Source organism: Deefgea chitinilytica, assembly GCF_016881405.1.
GTDB classification, from domain to species: domain Bacteria; phylum Pseudomonadota; class Gammaproteobacteria; order Burkholderiales; family Chitinibacteraceae; genus Deefgea; species Deefgea chitinilytica.
Genome location: NZ_WOFE01000007.1, coordinates 115,518 through 130,970, shown reverse-complemented (window position 1 = coordinate 130,970; position 15,453 = coordinate 115,518). Strand labels below are relative to the sequence as shown.

At 49.3% G+C, this 15,453-nt stretch carries 17 protein-coding genes; 10 read left to right on the top strand and 7 right to left on the bottom strand.

The window, feature by feature from the left end; translation table 11 throughout:
* The first annotated feature begins 2 nt into the window (after positions 1-2).
* Together GM173_RS13025 and GM173_RS13020 are read left to right on the top strand one after the other, a co-directional pair.
* Positions 3-1,484 carry a B12-binding domain-containing radical SAM protein gene (locus tag GM173_RS13025; protein ID WP_203571817.1) on the top strand — a complete coding sequence of 494 codons (1,482 nt, stop codon included), beginning with the start codon at positions 3-5 and terminating at the stop codon, positions 1,482-1,484.
* A gap of 77 nt (positions 1,485-1,561) precedes the next feature.
* Positions 1,562-2,059, top strand: coding sequence for an HAD family hydrolase (locus tag GM173_RS13020; protein WP_203571816.1), 498 nt, complete (start codon positions 1,562-1,564; stop codon positions 2,057-2,059).
* Positions 2,060-2,124: 65 nt separating this feature from the next.
* Here GM173_RS13020 and GM173_RS13015 read toward each other — a convergent pair whose 3' ends face one another.
* The 4 genes from GM173_RS13015 to GM173_RS13000 all read right to left on the bottom strand — a co-directional run bounded on the left by GM173_RS13015 (position 2,125) and on the right by GM173_RS13000 (position 5,859).
* Positions 2,125-3,435, bottom strand: a complete 1,311-nt coding sequence (locus GM173_RS13015; protein ID WP_203571815.1) for an erythromycin esterase family protein — start codon at positions 3,433-3,435, stop codon at positions 2,125-2,127.
* Positions 3,436-3,616: 181 nt separating this feature from the next.
* Positions 3,617-4,348: a peptidylprolyl isomerase gene (locus GM173_RS13010; protein ID WP_203571814.1), complete on the bottom strand. Its 732-nt coding sequence runs from the start codon at positions 4,346-4,348 to the stop codon at positions 3,617-3,619.
* Positions 4,349-4,528: 180 nt separating this feature from the next.
* Positions 4,529-5,263 carry an oxygen-binding di-iron domain-containing protein gene (locus GM173_RS13005; protein WP_203571813.1) on the bottom strand — a complete coding sequence of 245 codons (735 nt, stop codon included), beginning with the start codon at positions 5,261-5,263 and terminating at the stop codon, positions 4,529-4,531.
* A gap of 8 nt (positions 5,264-5,271) precedes the next feature.
* Positions 5,272-5,859 (bottom strand): hypothetical protein, encoded by a 588-nt coding sequence (locus tag GM173_RS13000; RefSeq protein WP_203571812.1) that lies wholly within the window; start codon positions 5,857-5,859, stop codon positions 5,272-5,274.
* Between the two features lie 353 nt (positions 5,860-6,212).
* Between GM173_RS13000 and GM173_RS12995 the strand changes: the two genes are divergently transcribed.
* Positions 6,213-7,082 (top strand): transporter substrate-binding domain-containing protein, encoded by an 870-nt coding sequence (locus GM173_RS12995; protein WP_203571811.1) that lies wholly within the window; start codon positions 6,213-6,215, stop codon positions 7,080-7,082.
* 67 nt (positions 7,083-7,149) lie between these two features.
* On the opposite strand, the gene GM173_RS12990 is transcribed toward GM173_RS12995, so the two are convergent.
* The gene (locus GM173_RS12990) at positions 7,150-8,787 is read right to left on the bottom strand and encodes a mechanosensitive ion channel family protein (protein WP_203571810.1); all 1,638 of its coding nucleotides are present in this window, start codon (positions 8,785-8,787) and stop codon (positions 7,150-7,152) included.
* Positions 8,788-9,123: 336 nt separating this feature from the next.
* On the opposite strand from GM173_RS12990, the gene hemB reads away from it, so the two are divergent.
* The 7 genes from hemB to GM173_RS12955 all read left to right on the top strand — a co-directional run bounded on the left by hemB (position 9,124) and on the right by GM173_RS12955 (position 14,205).
* A complete protein-coding gene (hemB, locus tag GM173_RS12985) occupies positions 9,124-10,128 on the top strand; it encodes a porphobilinogen synthase (RefSeq protein ID WP_203571809.1) in 1,005 nt (334 codons plus the stop codon).
* Positions 10,091-11,179 carry an ankyrin repeat domain-containing protein gene (locus GM173_RS12980; protein ID WP_203571808.1) on the top strand — a complete coding sequence of 363 codons (1,089 nt, stop codon included), beginning with the start codon at positions 10,091-10,093 and terminating at the stop codon, positions 11,177-11,179. The genes hemB and GM173_RS12980 overlap by 38 nt, the downstream gene beginning before the upstream one ends.
* Positions 11,180-11,242: 63 nt before the next feature.
* The gene (locus tag GM173_RS12975; RefSeq protein WP_203571807.1) at positions 11,243-11,698 is read left to right on the top strand and encodes an EVE domain-containing protein; all 456 of its coding nucleotides are present in this window, start codon (positions 11,243-11,245) and stop codon (positions 11,696-11,698) included.
* A complete protein-coding gene (locus tag GM173_RS12970; RefSeq protein ID WP_203571806.1) occupies positions 11,692-12,489 on the top strand; it encodes a sulfite exporter TauE/SafE family protein in 798 nt (265 codons plus the stop codon). Before GM173_RS12975 ends, GM173_RS12970 begins: the two co-directional genes overlap by 7 nt.
* Positions 12,486-12,884 (top strand): hypothetical protein, encoded by a 399-nt coding sequence (locus tag GM173_RS12965; RefSeq protein WP_203571805.1) that lies wholly within the window; start codon positions 12,486-12,488, stop codon positions 12,882-12,884. The genes GM173_RS12970 and GM173_RS12965 overlap by 4 nt, the downstream gene beginning before the upstream one ends.
* Positions 12,881-13,333, top strand: a complete 453-nt coding sequence (locus tag GM173_RS12960; RefSeq protein ID WP_203571804.1) for a PliI family lysozyme inhibitor of I-type lysozyme — start codon at positions 12,881-12,883, stop codon at positions 13,331-13,333. The genes GM173_RS12965 and GM173_RS12960 overlap by 4 nt, the downstream gene beginning before the upstream one ends.
* Positions 13,330-14,205 carry a DMT family transporter gene (locus tag GM173_RS12955; RefSeq protein WP_203571803.1) on the top strand — a complete coding sequence of 292 codons (876 nt, stop codon included), beginning with the start codon at positions 13,330-13,332 and terminating at the stop codon, positions 14,203-14,205. Before GM173_RS12960 ends, GM173_RS12955 begins: the two co-directional genes overlap by 4 nt.
* Positions 14,206-14,235: 30 nt before the next feature.
* Here GM173_RS12955 and GM173_RS12950 read toward each other — a convergent pair whose 3' ends face one another.
* Complete coding sequence (locus GM173_RS12950) at positions 14,236-14,892, bottom strand: DsbA family protein (RefSeq protein ID WP_203571802.1); 657 nt, start codon at positions 14,890-14,892, stop codon at positions 14,236-14,238.
* On the bottom strand, positions 14,889-15,341 hold the full coding sequence (locus GM173_RS12945) for a disulfide bond formation protein B (protein ID WP_203571801.1): 453 nt from the start codon (positions 15,339-15,341) through the stop codon (positions 14,889-14,891). Before GM173_RS12945 ends, GM173_RS12950 begins: the two co-directional genes overlap by 4 nt.
* Positions 15,342-15,453: the final 112 nt, after the last annotated feature.

The window sequence follows — 15,453 nt, the reverse complement described above, 5'->3', positions numbered from 1 at the left end:
CCATGACCATCATCCTGTCCACGCTAAACGCCCGTTACACGCACGCCTCGCTAGGATTACGTTATCTGCAGGCCAATATGGGCGATCTGCAGTCGCAAACTGAAATCATGGAATTCGTCATTGGCGGCAAAACCACCGAATTTGCCGAAAGACTGCTGGCGAAAAAGCCAAAAATCATCGGCTTTGGCGTGTATATCTGGAATGTCGAAGAAACCGCGCGCCTCGTTGCATTACTCAAACGCGTGGCGCCTGACGTCAAAATCATCCTCGGTGGACCGGAAGTCTCTTATGAGACGGCTGAGCAAGCGATTGTCAAAGAGGCAGATTTTGTCATCACTGGCTGGGGCGAAATCACGCTGCCCGACCTTTGCCGCCAGATTCTAAACGGCCCGCAGCCCTTGATGAAAATCCATACAGGCGTGCAAGCCAAGCTCGACGACTTGCAATTGCCGTACTCACTGTACACCGATGAAGACATCAAAAACCGCACGCTGTACGTAGAAGCGTCGAGGGGTTGTCCGTTTAAATGTGAATTCTGTTTATCGGCGCTAGATAAAACGGCGTGGCCGTTTGAACTGGAGCGTTTTTTGGCCGAGATGGAAACACTGTATCAACGCGGCGCGCGGCTGTTTAAATTTGTCGACCGCACATTTAATCTAAATATCAAAACCAGCTTGCGGATTATGCAATTCTTCCTAGATAAAATTGCGGAGCATCCAGACGATCCAATTTTCGCGCACTTTGAGGTGGTGCCCGATCATCTGCCCGAAGCGCTCAAAGACGGAATTATGCAATTCCCAGCAGGTAGCCTGCAATTTGAAATCGGTATTCAAAGCTTTAATCCCGAAGTACAAACCTTGGTCAGCCGCAAACAGAATAACGAAAAAGCCGCAGAGAACATCCGCTGGTTAGTCGAACATTCACACGCGCATATGCATGTCGATTTAATCGCCGGTTTGCCCGGTGAAACAGTGGAAAGCTTTGGCGTGGGCTTTGATCAACTCTATGCACTCAAACCGCATGAAATTCAATTCGGCATTTTGAAACGCCTGCGCGGCACGCCGATTATTCGACATACCGACGAATTTGCAATGAAGTACGACCCCTTCCCGCCGTACACTATCTTGGCCAATCGCGACATCGACTTCACGACGATGCAGCGCTTGGTGCGCTTTGCTCGCTACTGGGATCTAGTCGCCAACTCAGGGCGTTTTGCCAATACGCTACCAGTGCTTTTGGGCGATGCACCGTTTGCAAACTTTATGGCGTTTGCGGACTGGTTATATCAAAGTACCGACGCCACACACCGGATTGCACTCGATCGCTTGGCGAAAATGGTGACGCTTTGGTTGCAAACACAAGGCATGTCGCTTGAGGCGGCAACAGCATTATTGGAAAGTGATTACGCCGGTAAACAGCCCAAAGCCGCCGAGAAGAAAACCGTGGCGCCAGTGCGGCAAGCGCTACACCTACACGCACAATGAGCAGGTATATCAATACTATCCAGAATTTAAAAGGATCTTACTGATATACCCAATAATTTATAAATACAAACGCTATTATGATAACCAAACCGCAGCCCGCTCTGGTTTACCTCTTTGATTGGGGTAATACCTTGATGCTCGACGATTCAAATCAATCATTACCCATGGTTGAGTGGAGACAGGTAGCTGCGATGGACGGGGCATTGGCGCTATTAAAGCTGCTGAGCCAATCCTCACGCATCATGTTGGCTACGGGTGCGGCAACCTCAAATGAAACACAGATTCGTGCCGCACTGGATCGTGTGGATTTAGGTCAGTATATTGAACGAATTTATTGCCAAGCCAATACTGGCCTAACTAAATCAGCCGCTTTTTACCAATTCATTCTCGATGATTTATCGCTTCCGCCCTGTGCAGCTGTCATGGTTGGCGATCATTTTGACAAAGATATTTTAGCCGCTAATGCAATCGGCATTCCGGCGATCTGGCTGAATACCCAAACTAAAGAATCACGATCCGCGCCATTGCATTGTACGATTCATCATTTGGCAGAACTTGAAATCGCAATTCAATAAAGCCCTACAAGTAAATAAAAAGCCAGATCAATGCTGATCTGGCTTTGTCTCGCTACCAACACAAATTACGGCAGTGGCAAAATCGCGTGCGCGCCTTGTACTGCGGGCTCGGCGGCTGGATAGAAAAAGACGCCTTGGTAATCTTTACCCAATTTGGCAGGCTGATTAAGCTGCGCCAATTGCGCAAGCACCGCCGAATCAGTCGGCGCAGAGATAAAGCCTTGCTGCAAATTGGCTTTTTTCAAAGCATCTTCAAGGGTATTGCTAGCAATCACAACATCCTGAACGCCTGTATCCCAATACTTATTAGTTTTACCACCGAGCGCAGCAATTTTTACATTGTAAACTTGCTCGCCCAAACGCTGTTTGAGATGCCAACCCATACTGTAGATCGGTTTTTTAGTTTCCGGCTCTACCCCACTCACCTGCGGTAGACCATGCGATGAATTAGTCCAAATAATAACCTTTTTCCCCGCAAACGGCTGATCAAGCAACCATTGCACATTATCAGCCATGGTTGGATTTCGATAATCGTAGTTCACATCATCCGTATGCTGCTGGCGACCGACGCCGGCGGCGATGCTCTTCACTTGCTGACACCACCAGCCCGCCGACTCACGTAAGGTCATGACCGTTGTTGGTGCAGCATCTTGGCAAAGCTCGGATTTAAGCTGGGCGGTGACCGCATTAAATTGCGTTAAATCCATACCTTGGCTATTGAGCTCAATCGCGCGCTGGGCAACCTGCTTAAACTCAGCCCAGTTGGCTTGCTCAGGAATTTTTGAGCCTTTATTTTGCAAAAATTGAGTGAGCGCCGGCATCAGCTCTTTAATCGATGTGGTTCCAGCGAGCGGAATATCAAAGCCGGCCAAGGTCAGTGGGCGTTCACCCTTGCGCGCCTCATCTAGGTAAGCCAACACTTTGCGGCTAGCGTCGGTTTGCGAATACATATAAAACACGCGACCCGGCGCCAGCTCGACAACGCTGGCATTTTTATCCAGTGCGCTGCGCCAGACACCTTCGACATCAAACATCGCACTTTCGATCAAGAGCACATCGAAGTCTTTTTTCTGATGCAAAAACTGCACCAAGCGATTCATCAGCTCGTAGGCATTTTTATCGGCATAGCTGTCTTCATTCAGCACCACCACGCGGGCATTACCAACTGCGGTGCCAAAAGCCGCTAAATCTTGCGGATCAGCGCCCTGCGCGGCATCAAGGGTCGTCAAAGGCTGAGTAGCTTGGCTCAACCATGGCTGCAAGCTAGCCGCTACATCTGCACTGGCCGTTTGTTCTGCGGCAGCAGGAGTGGTTTTCTTTTCACCACAAGCCAGTAAACCCACACTGAGTAAGCCAAAAACAATCAATTGACGCATAACAGCTCCTTGGATTTGTTTTTAATATCAATAAGTTAATTTCATAAAAATTTAATTGACTCATTTAGTATATGCACATATGAATCAATAGCAGGCTGATTTTTGATTTCAAATAAAAAAGCCAGATTCAGCATCTGGCTTTTTGCTTAAGGCCGACAACTTAGGCCAAGGTTTGAAATCTTTAGGCCATTGCTGGCAATGAATAACCTTCAATTTTCGCGCTGGTGACCAAGTTACCCAAGTAGTCATGCATCGCTTTACGGCTTGCCATATCGGTCAAAAAGGCTTGTAGACGATCTTTAACTTCTTCAAAGCTCACCGTTTCGCCTTGGTTACGTGCGGTCACTTGAATGATGTGGTAACCAAATTGAGTTTCAACCAATTCAGGCACAATAACGCCCGCATCCGTTGAGAAAATTGCCGCTTCAAATTCTGGCACCATCTGCCCACGACCAAATTGCCCCAAATCACCACCACGCGCACCTGATGGGCAAGTTGAATGCTCTTTTGCCAACTCCGCAAATTTGCTTGGGTTGGCAATCACATCAGCCAATACGCCTTCAGCTTTTGCTTTGGCCAAGCTGCCTGCTAAACCCTCGCCCAATGGGAAGAGGATATGGTTCGCAGACGCCATTTCGCCTTTAGTGAAGCTTTCTGGGTTGTTGTTATAAAACTCACGGCAAGCCGCCTCATCCGCTTCATCAACTGGAATCGCCGCATCAAGCAAAGTACCGATGATCTCTTCGGTCGTTGCGGCCGTCACGCCTTGCTTTTTAGCTTGTTGCAATAGCAGCTCACGCAAAATCAATTCTTGAATCGCCGCATCACGTGGGCTTTCTGCCTCGGCGTGTTGCGCCAATTCGCTTTCAATTTGTGCTTCGTTGATTTCAACGCCGTTTACGATAATCGCCATGATCTAAATCCTATTTGTCATAGAAAACCCAGCTTCAAGCTGGGTTATAAAAATATTGTGCCAGTAGCTTACCCTTATTATTTATGGGTGAATAGGCCGATTATCAAGTGCAATAATGCAAAGCCCAATTCCACTACTCCGTTCACCGCAGAACGAGCTAGGCTTGAATTCTCGCGCGCTTCAATCCAAGCCAACTTTCAAAGCGTCTAACCAATCAATAAATCGCTGCACATCAGCACCACGATAGATAGCGCCATGCTGCGGGCACAGTAAATCGATATCTAGCTCGCGAACGCGGTCAATCCAGCGTTTTTTGGCAGTATTACTCCCCATCCAGCGGCGATGAAAGCCCTCGGCAAAACGAACATGACGATCAAAATCTTCCACAAATAGCGATGAATCGGCTTCTGGCAACAAAGCCGCACCAACATCGCCACTAAACAATAGTTTGCAGGCGGGATCATACAGATGAAAATTACCCGATGAATGCAGGTAATGCGCAGGCACTATCGTCAGCGGCGCATTGCCAATCATCAATGTACCACCCTCATCCGGAATACCAACAATGGTGTTTTCTTCGCCACCAAAGTGCGGAATAAAGCCGCCCCACAATCCTGACACATGACATTTAATTTGCGGATTAAAGTCATGCCACAAGCCCAATGAAGAAATCACATCGGGGTCTTGATGCGACGAAAAAATCCGCTGCACGGTGCGGGGGTCGATCACATCAGATAGCGCGGCAAAAACAGCAGGAAACACCTCTGAGCCACCCGGATCACAGAGCACACTGTCGGCTCCCGTCGTGACAACGTATTCATTGGTATCAATCAAATGATTCGGTCGCGCAGGATCGCGTGAAATCGCAAACCAGCGATGCTCGGCGGCACTGGCAATCAACAGGGCTTTTTTCATATTCGTTCTCAAACCAAGGTTTTGGTAATACGACTTAACGCATCCAGACGTGGCAGTACCGCCGCGATTTTTTGCGCAAACTCTTCGGATAATTCAGCCAATACACCGCGTAGATCGCCGCTATACGCCGACTCAATACGGGCCGAACGCGCTAGCACCAAGCCAAAAGTGCAAGTGCGATAAGCGTCTTCCAAGCACTCACTAAAATGTGCACCACCATTAAATGAAACCATTCTTGAGCGTGTTTTTTCCATCGCAGGGCTCAGCATCTGCGCCACTTTTTCAGAAAAAGCCGCCGCATCGTTTAATCGAGCCAGTCGTCGCTCGGCCTGTAATCGCGCGGTCGCCATCGCTAGTAACTCTTGCGTCAAGTCCCCCAAGCGCTGCATTTCACCTTGTAGCTCCAAACTCAATAAACGCAGTTCGCCCGAAATAACCCCAAAGCCGCGGGCACGCTCACCCGCCTTTTTGGCGAGCAAAATGGCGTTTAAGCCCATTAAATTAATTTCAAAACAGCTCACCACCACGACTTTGACTTCTTCATGTATCAACACCGATTGCTGTAATGCATCGACGCCTTTCTGTTCTTTTGTCATCCGCCGCCCCACTCACATTAGTTCGCTTCTGTTTATAGTCAGTGGAAGAGCGATCCTCAAAAAATAAATGCACAAAGCTCACCAATATCAATCAAATTAGAATCAGTTGCTGCTGGCTTAAGCTGCGCATAGAAATTAACATTGACCTTGCCAACGCCAGCCCCCTCATAAATAGCACTTGGACGCCATCGCTCGCTATGCTGCCCTCTAAAAAAATTCAAATGCGATTTAAATACCAAAACCCACCGTAAACACTGCTGTGTAGGAAAAACGACACCTAGCCAACTCAATCTTCAAGAAATAGCACGACTAGGTAATAGTCATGCTTTCTATGTTTACTGTTGAATTGATCGATGAAACTTCACGTTCGCCGCTGCTTTGCTTTAGTTTGGCCGATGCTGGCGCTACTCATCTTGAGTGGACTTACACCAGCTGCCGACATCAATCTAGCCGTTCCAAAAGATGTACTCAGTGATTATCAAAAATTAGTCGGCAATCGAAATGTGCAAGAGATTACCGACTACAGCGGTGATGGCGCGCGTCGTGATACCGTCGAAGTGATTTTATTTCAGCAAGCACTCCACTTGGGTGGGATGAAAGATCCGATTCGATTTGTACCGATTGATAACTACATGCGAAATATCACTGAGGTTGAACTCGGCCGCGTCACCGCCATGGGAACGTCAGCATGGGCCGCCGATTTAAAAGACAGCAAAGCCAGCTTATCGCTTCCGACTTTGCGTGAAGGTGAGTATGTCGTTGGATTTTACACCACCGAGCATAACCAAAAAGTTCAGCACGCCACTTTAGAGCAATTACGGCAACTCACAGTGATCACCAATAAAGCGTGGCACAACGATATAAGCACACTAGAAAAATTAGGCATTAACAAAATCGAGAGCGCGCCAACATTTGCGCAAATGGTCAAAATGCTCAATGCCGGACGCGGTGATTTTATTATGACCTCGTTCAAGCCCAATCCAGACCTATCATTTGAAATTGAGGGCATCAAACTACTACCCGTGCGCGACCTCAAAGTCGCCATGCCTGGCAGTCGTCACTTTTTGGTCAGTAATAATGAACAAGGCCAGCAAGTTTTAGCCGCTTTAAATCAAGGGCTGAATCAATTGCGCAAAGAAGGCCGCATCCGCCGCGCCTACACGGATGGTGGTTTCTTTACCAAGAAGATCGAAAACTGGACTTTACTCAATCAAAATAAATAAAGTCCCCTCAAATTCAGCCACGCACATAAAAAGCCCAACTATCAAGTTGGGCTTTTGCATGAGTCGCTTAATTCTTTTTTGCTGGTGCGGGGTACCACTTATCCTGCGGGACTAATTTTTCAGTCGCTGGGTCAGCAATATAATTGGGTGACATAATTTGTACGCCGTAGGTATTAAATACATCCTGCACCTTGCCGTGTAAATCATTCAAAATTTCTAACCGGCGGCGCGGCTCGTCCAGCGCCACCCGCAGATGATATTCCACATACCAATCAGACAGCGCAGTTTGAAAAACCCGCGGCGCAGGGTCGCGGCGCACGCCCTGAGTACCGAGAGCCGCCTCAATCAGCATCGCTTCCACCTGCCGCCACGCCACATCGTAGCCTATCGTAATCACTACCTGCGAAATCACACCGCCACCCGCGGCAAGACGCGAAAAATTAATCACGTTTTGCCCCACCAGCACGGAATTCGGAATGCTGACTTCTTCGCGCAAATTGGTATGGATTTTGGTCGCAAACAACCCGATATGCGCCACGGTGCCTTCAGTCCCACCAATTTGCACGTATTCGCCCTGTTTGAGTGATTTGGCATAAATCAAAATCAAACCGCTAGCAAACTGCCCGACCACACTTGAAGCCCCCAGTGAGATCATCAAACCAACCATCACCGACAAGCCCTTAAACGCATCGGTGTTCGCACCGGGCAAATACGGATAAATCATCGCAATCGCCAACAACCAAACCAAAAACGACAAAATACGCCGCGTGGTACTGGCGGTATCGCGATCAAAAAACGCAATATTGAGCTCGCCGCGCTCGATACGACTAAAAATGAAATTCATAAAACGCGAAATATAACGCGCGCAAATGATGATAAATACGACAACCAATAAACCAGGAATCGCATTCAATACAGCTAATCCTGCAAGCGCTAAAAAGTCCAATATTGCGTGATTAAGATTTTCACTCCACGCGCGGGTAAATGGAAACTGATAAAAAACAAAGCTAATCCACGTATACAACAAAAATAGCGCCGTCAGCCCGACCATAAAATTGACCAACCAACGCAGGCTTTGATTAAGCAATGAAATCTTCACGCCTATCGTTTTTTTGGTCATGCGTGCAATCGGGATCGTTAAATAGCGATGCCCCATTTTGAGCAAAACCATTCGTGTTCGATTTAATATCCACAGTGCGCCGACAAAAATAACACTGGCCAACGCGGTATAGAGGGCGGCGATTAATAATTGCTGTGGATCACGTCGCTCTTTACGCTCCTTGAGCACCTGCGTTAACTGCTCGATGGCCGCATTAACTTGCCCTTCCATCGTCTCGCCCGCCAACTCATTAACGTCATCCGGCTGAATCGTGAATACCATCTGCCCGTCTAGGAAAATCGCCGTTCCCACCCCAGGCGATGGCATAGCGGCTGACGTTACTTTACCAATTGGGCTGGCCTCCAAAATCCGCTCTAAGCGCAATTTGGCTGCATCGGCCCTATCTTTGCTGCTGTAAGACAAAATCCCCACACGAAACACCGTCAACGTTCGATTGCCGATTTCAAGCGGATGCTCCTCGTTGGCCACAAGCTCCACTGCTGTAGCAGACCCCTGCGATACCGGTTTGCCAGACAACTCCGCCGCCCACGCCGAACCGATGCATAAAGCAAGCACACAACACAGCCATAACAGTTTCTTCATCATGATCAACTCATCGTATTGAAACAATCAAAAAAGCACAAAATAACCAACTAGGTATATCCACCAATCCATTCATTTAAAATAAATAGCAGAGCATACCTACATATAAACAGCATTTTTCCTAAGCTATTTTGGCTAGCAAAAAAACGAATAACCACCCCAAGCCAAGAATTGAATTGCCGCAATCTACATTCATGCATTATTCACCACAGTATAATGTAGCCGAGTCAGATAAAATCACATTCAGTCACCGCGTAACCATTGATAGCCAGCATCAGTACGCCGCCCGATGCCAAGCTACTTTTATCTGTCGAATTACGCACCAATTTGGAGTTTCGCATGCATAGCAATCGTCCTTTTCCCCACACCCGTTTGCGCCGCATGCGCCGCGATGATTTTTCGCGTCGTTTAATGCGCGAAAATTCGCTGACCGCGAATGATTTTATCCTGCCGGTCTTCGTGCTCGATGGAAAAAATCGTGAAGAACAAATCAGCTCAATGCCGGGCGTAATGCGACAAAGCCTTGATAAACTGTATTACACCGCCGAGCAAGCCGTGCAGCTGGATATTCCCGCCTTGGCGCTGTTTCCAGTCATTGAACCCGCGCTCAAATCGCTCGATGCCGCCGAAGCATGGAATCGCCGTGGTCTGGTACCACGCGCGCTCGAAGAGCTCAAACGCCGCTTTCCCGAGCTTGGCCTGATTACCGACATCGCACTCGACCCCTACACCGTACACGGCCAAGACGGCATCATTGATGAAAACGGCTATGTGATGAACGACGAAACCGTCGCAGCACTAATGAAACAGGCCTTGTGCCACGCGGCGGCGGGCGCAGATATGGTGGCACCAAGCGATATGATGGATGGTCGGATTGGCGCAATTCGCGCAGCACTCGACCGTGAAGATCATATCCACACCCGAATTTTGGCGTATTCCGCTAAATATGCGTCAGCGTTTTACGGCCCTTTCCGCGATGCGGTAGGCTCGTCGGGCAATCTAGGTAAAGGCAATAAATACACTTATCAAATGGACCCCGCTAACAGCAATGAAGCACTGCACGAAGTCGCACTCGATTTAGCAGAAGGCGCCGATATGGTGATGGTCAAACCCGGGATGCCGTATTTAGATATCGTTCGCCGCGTCAAAGACGAATTCAAAGTCCCAACCTTTGTGTATCAAGTTTCTGGTGAATACGCGATGCTCAAAGCGGCGAGCCAAAATGGCTGGCTGGCTGAGGAAGCTGTTGTTTTAGAAAGTCTTTTGGCATTTAAGCGCGCAGGCGCGGATGCGATTTTGACTTACTTTGCACTCGACGCTGCGCGCTGGCTGGCCGCAAAATAGCGTCAAGGTAGTTTTACCGAAGTTCTCTGGTATTGCGTCGGCGCGCGAAGTGCGCGCCGAATGTTCAAATGACATCGTCCTAATTCATTTTATGAAGGGCTTTGTCATGCTCAATGTTCAATTTCTGATCAATCATCTCAAAGACAGTTTGAGCCCTGCGCTGTACCCCAGCCAGCTCGAAGCGCGCTATCCGAATGTGCTCGCACGCATTATGCTGAGCTGGGAAAAAGGCGATCTGGATGCTTGTTTTAACGAATTGCTGATTCAAGATGATCAGCAGCATGCGGGCTTCCCACCCGAAGTGGCGGCTGAGCTATTTCGTTTGCAAATCGTGCTCGATAGCCTGAAACCCAAAACTGAAGACGTCTGGGAACATATTCGCAGCGATAAAGTCGACCCTGCGGATATTCAAACTCTGAATAATCATGGGCACAAAGTAAGCCCGGACGGGCTTAACCGTGCAATTGAACAACGTCAATTTGGGCTCTTGCCAGTATTCGTGCGAGCCGGTTTGCCCATCGAGCAAAAAGATGACGCAGGTTGGACGCCCATTATGCATGCCTGTTTTGCCGGGAAGTTAGACGTGGTGATTCAGTTGATTAAACTAGGGGCAAACTTAAGCGTCAAAGACCAGCATGGTTACACCTTACTGCACTGGGCGGCATTAAACGGCAATCCGGATTTGGTGGCTTTACTGATCGGGCACGAACTCAATCCTGTGCAAGCGAGCAATAAAGGGATTACACCACTGATGCAAGCGGCAGCGGGTGGGCATATCGTAGCGATGCAATATCTAGTGGCGCAAGGCGGCAGCGTGGCGATCAATGCACGTAGTTATGAAGGCTGGACTGCGCTGCATAAAGCGACGGCGAACAAACAAGTTGCAGCGGCTTTGTGGCTGGCTGAGCGCGGCGCCAATCCACACCAGCAAAATCAGCAAGGAGAATCCGCCTGTTCTTTAGCCTTAAAATTAAATCAAAATCGTTTGTATGAACTACTCAGTGAAGCGGCCGATCGCCACAGCGATACGCTTGAATGGCAACTCGCATAATCAACTGACAAAATCTGCAAATTACGCTTGCTCGGGCGTGGCCGCTAGTTTACGGTATTGCCTATGAACTATTGGCTAATGAAATCAGAACCCGACGACGTCAGCATTGACGACCTTGCCCGCCGACATACGGTGGGCTGGTATGGCGTGCGGAACTATCAAGCACGTAACTTTATGCGCGATACCCAGCAAATTGGCGATGGCGTGCTGTTTTATCATTCGTCTTGCGAGCACGTTGGCATTGCCGGCATCGCCCGTGTCGCCAGCGCGCCCTACCCCGACCCGACACAGTTTGATCCGACGAACAAATATTTTGACCCGAAATCAACGCCAGAAAAACCGCGCTGGCAACAAGTTGACGTCGAGTTTGTTCGCAAAACACGGCTATTATCGCTGGCCGAACTACGCCAATACCCCCCGCTCGCCAATATGGTCGTACTACAAAAAGGCAGTCGACTTTCCATCACCCCCGTCACGCAGCAAGAGTGGGATTTTATTCAAGAGTTACTCGCATGCTAACAGCTATCCTGGCTTGCCTCGCCGTTGGCTTAGTCGCTGGATTTTTAGCAGGATTACTCGGCGTTGGTGGCGGTTTGGTAATCGTGCCTGCGCTGCTGTGGGTCTTTCACTTAATTGGCTTGATTCCTGAGCAGCAGCAACATTTAGCGATTGGCACTTCACTCGCGACGATTATTTTCACTGGCGCAGCCAGCGTGCGCGCGCATCAGCAAAAAGGTGCGGTGCGTTGGGATGTGGTGCGCCAAATTACACCGGGGATTGTGCTCGGCACCTTTATCGGCGCGCAAATTGCCGGATTCATTTCTACGTTTTATTTGCAGTGTATTTTTATTGTTTTTGCCTATTTCGTCGCCGCGCAAATGCTACTCGATCTCAAACCCAAACCAACACGACAACTGCCGAAAATCATCGGCATGAATGTCGCTGGTGGCGTGATTGGCCTGTTGTCGAGCTGGGTGGGGATTGGCGGCGGTTCTTTGTCAGTACCATTTATGAGCAGTTGCAACGTCCCGGTTAAAACAGCGATTGGCACTTCGTCCGCCGTTGGCATTCCAATTGCGATTGCCGGTGCGGTCGGATTTATCGTTAGTGGCTGGTCAGTTCCCGCCTTACCGCAAGGCAGTTTGGGCTATGTGTATTTACCCGCATTATTCAGCATCGTGCTAGCTAGTTTTCCGATGGCCAAAGTCGGCGCGATTTGTGCGCACCGACTACCGGTACCGGTGCTCAAAAAGTGCTTTGCGGCGTTATTAATTATTTTAGCGAGCAAAATGCTGTGGAGCCTGCTGTGAAATGGCTCGCCAGCTTGCTGTTAGTGGGCAGCGCGCTGGCGCACGCGAGCACGCCCCCCGCAGAATGTATTGCGGCGAGCAAGGCTTTGGCGGCGTGGATTGAGCAACAACACGGCCAAGTGCAACGCAACGAAATCGAGACCAGCCCATTTGCCGATGATGTCCGCATGGCGTGCGACGGTACGCCGCAAGCCTATCAAAAAAGCTTGGCGCAAATTATGCAGCATTGGCAGCCCAAACCTGCCAGCAACAATTCTTTTTCACTGAGCGAAACCACGCAGAGCTTACTCGCGATGACGTTTATTCTTGGACTTGGCATAGTCTCTAGCTCGACTTTGCTGGGCATCTATCAAAGTGCGGCGGGTGTTGCCGTGTTAGCGGATTATCCAGAATGACTCTTCAATCAATAATGCGCAGTATATGCATCTACACTTTATCCTTGAATGCTTATGCAGAAATACCCCGCTTTATCAAACAAGTTCAATTGCCTGATAATCGCAGCATCATTCAAGTGGCGGAAGGCGAAAACGAGCCGCGCAGCATCGGCAGTTATGCGATTCGTCTCTACGGTGGTGCCAATCCAGATTTCCCCTTGGATGACTTTATCACGGGGCAAATTTACCCGCGCGATGGGGCAATCGAGCGCGTCATCAATACGGATTTAAACGGTGATGGCGCCGGCGAAGTCGTCGTCATTATGCGCTCGGCCGGTAGCGGGGGTTACCTCAGTGCCGATGTATTTAGCTGGCAAAATAAAACCCTGAAGCGTATTCAATCGATTAGCGATTTAGGCCCCAAAGACGACCCCGTGGCTGAACTCAAACAGCTCGCTAGAAAAAAATGAATCCGCATATTTCATCCGCTTATTTAACGCTGATTCTGGTCTGGTCAACCACTGCGCTAGGGATTAAATGGGCGGTAATGGGATTGCCGTTTAGCTTGGCTTTACTCGGGCGCTTTGGGCTGGCCGCCCTATTAGCTTTGAGTGTCTTGGCATGGCGGCGACAATCGCTCCCCTTGCAGCGTGGTGATTTACGCGTTTATGTGATTGCTGGCAGCGCCAGCGCGCTCTCGATGCTCGGTACCTTCTGGGCGGCGCAATACATTAGCTCAGGCATGGTCGCCGTCGTGTATGGTTTAATTCCATTGGCAACCGCAATGTTTTCGCGCTGGATTTTGAAAACACCACTTCAAACACTGGAATATCTAGCGATTGCGGTCGGATTTGCAGGCTTAGTCGTCATTTTCGGTCAAAAACTAAGCCTTACGCCTGATGGATTTTACGGCCTTGGCGCGCTACTACTCAGTGCAATTGTGCAATCGGGCGCGGCGGTCTTGCTCAAAGTTCACGCGCAAGGGCAATCGCCCGTCGCGGTCAATGCCGGCGCGTTAACGATAGGCACGGCGATTTGCGCGCTGATTTGGTGGCTGAGTGGCGCGCCGCTCATAGATGCCTTGCCGCTACGCTCAGCGGCGGCGGTGGTCTATCTGGCAAGTCTGGGTTCGGTACTGGCGTTTAGTCTGTACTACTGGCTGATTCGTGAATGTCGCCCGATCAGCGTCGCGCTGATTTCGCTGATTACGCCAGTCACTTCACTGTGGTTGGGCAATGTCTTGAATCACGAGGCGTTTCACCGTGATGAATTGATCGGCACTGGGCTGATTTTGTTCGGTTTGCTCATTTACGGGCTAGCGGTTCATCACAAGAAGCCTTAAAGCTCACTTGCGATGAATCGCGTGAGTCATTTAGTTTGGATAGGCCGCTTTCAATTCACCCTGAATCAATTGCGCTAACTCTTCGTAACCAAACTTGATCAACGGTTTTCCATTCACAAAAAATGACGGCGTTTTACTGATTTGCAAAGCTTGTGCATCTGCGCGATCTTGCTCAAGCACCGCCAGCACTTTCGGATCATTCATATCCTTCTGCATTTGCTCAAAATTGAGCCCTAAATTGCCCAAATACTTCCACACCGTTTCTGGCGCTGGCGCATGATGGCTGGTCCATTGATCTTGCGTCGCCAACAGGGCTTCGAGTGCCGGCCAATATTTATCTTGCGCTCGCGCCGCCTCTAATACTTGCGCCACATAATCGGAGCCTTGATGAAAATTGGCGTAGCGCACCGTTAATTTGATTTTGCCCGGATGCTGATTGATGATGTTTTTCACATACGGATAAAACGCACGGCAGGCTTCACAAGCCGGATCCATAAATTCAACAATATGCACTTTGGCCTCGTTTGAACCATACGTCACCGATGAAAATCGGCTCAGCGCCGCGCTGTTTTCTATCGCCACTTGCTGCGAACTCGCGGCGCTTTGCTGCGTATAAATCACCGCACCAATTGCAAATAAAGCCAACATCGCCACCAAACTCGTCACCACCATCAGTGAACGCTTCATTTCTTCTTTCCTCTCGCAATCATTAAAAGCAAGCCAATCAGCAGCGAAAACGCCGCAACCGACATCAATGGGATAGTGATAAAGCCAATCAGTTCCAAATCAATTTTGGCGCACGACACTTCAGTCGTGCAGGGCTGCATGGATTCAGGAATCACACCGCTGTAAATCAGCAAATGAAAGAAGGCGAGCAGCCAGCCCATCACCGCCAACGGCAAGGCATAGCGCGTACAGCGTGGGTCAAATGGGAATAAGGCGAAGCTAAAAATCAGCAACAAGGGATACATCGCAATCCGCTGATACCAGCACAAAACGCATGGTGGAATCTGCATCACTTCGCTAAAAAACAAGCTGCCCAAGGTGCCGCTCGCTGCAATTAGCCAGCAGGCAAAGAGTAAATACCAGCCACGGTCGTTGGTATGGTCGATCGATAATTGATTACTGTTAGGCAAAACCAGCCCCTTCGCCTGATTGGCGCTATGTAAAAATCATCGCATCGAGAAATTGGCTAAGTCGATAAACAACAGTTTTTCTGCATCATGATTTCGCCTTGCCGAAAAATTT

Bases quoted from the DNA above. Each gene is read 5' to 3' on its own strand.
- GM173_RS12955 (WP_203571803.1), top strand. From the start codon at position 13,330: ATGAATCCGCATATTTCATCCGCTTATTTAACGCTGATTCTGGTCTGG.
- GM173_RS13000 (WP_203571812.1), bottom strand. From the start codon at position 5,859: ATGACAAAAGAACAGAAAGGCGTCGATGCATTACAGCAATCGGTGTTG.
- GM173_RS13020 (WP_203571816.1), top strand. From the start codon at position 1,562: ATGATAACCAAACCGCAGCCCGCTCTGGTTTACCTCTTTGATTGGGGT.
- GM173_RS12975 (WP_203571807.1), top strand. From the start codon at position 11,243: ATGAACTATTGGCTAATGAAATCAGAACCCGACGACGTCAGCATTGAC.
- GM173_RS12990 (WP_203571810.1), bottom strand. From the start codon at position 8,787: ATGATGAAGAAACTGTTATGGCTGTGTTGTGTGCTTGCTTTATGCATC.
- hemB (WP_203571809.1), top strand. From the start codon at position 9,124: ATGCATAGCAATCGTCCTTTTCCCCACACCCGTTTGCGCCGCATGCGC.
- GM173_RS13010 (WP_203571814.1), bottom strand. From the start codon at position 4,348: ATGGCGATTATCGTAAACGGCGTTGAAATCAACGAAGCACAAATTGAA.
- GM173_RS13015 (WP_203571815.1), bottom strand. From the start codon at position 3,435: ATGCGTCAATTGATTGTTTTTGGCTTACTCAGTGTGGGTTTACTGGCT.
- GM173_RS13025 (WP_203571817.1), top strand. From the start codon at position 3: ATGACCATCATCCTGTCCACGCTAAACGCCCGTTACACGCACGCCTCG.
- GM173_RS12950 (WP_203571802.1), bottom strand. From the start codon at position 14,892: ATGAAGCGTTCACTGATGGTGGTGACGAGTTTGGTGGCGATGTTGGCT.
- GM173_RS12970 (WP_203571806.1), top strand. From the start codon at position 11,692: ATGCTAACAGCTATCCTGGCTTGCCTCGCCGTTGGCTTAGTCGCTGGA.
- GM173_RS12960 (WP_203571804.1), top strand. From the start codon at position 12,881: ATGACTCTTCAATCAATAATGCGCAGTATATGCATCTACACTTTATCC.
- GM173_RS13005 (WP_203571813.1), bottom strand. From the start codon at position 5,263: ATGAAAAAAGCCCTGTTGATTGCCAGTGCCGCCGAGCATCGCTGGTTT.
- GM173_RS12995 (WP_203571811.1), top strand. From the start codon at position 6,213: ATGAAACTTCACGTTCGCCGCTGCTTTGCTTTAGTTTGGCCGATGCTG.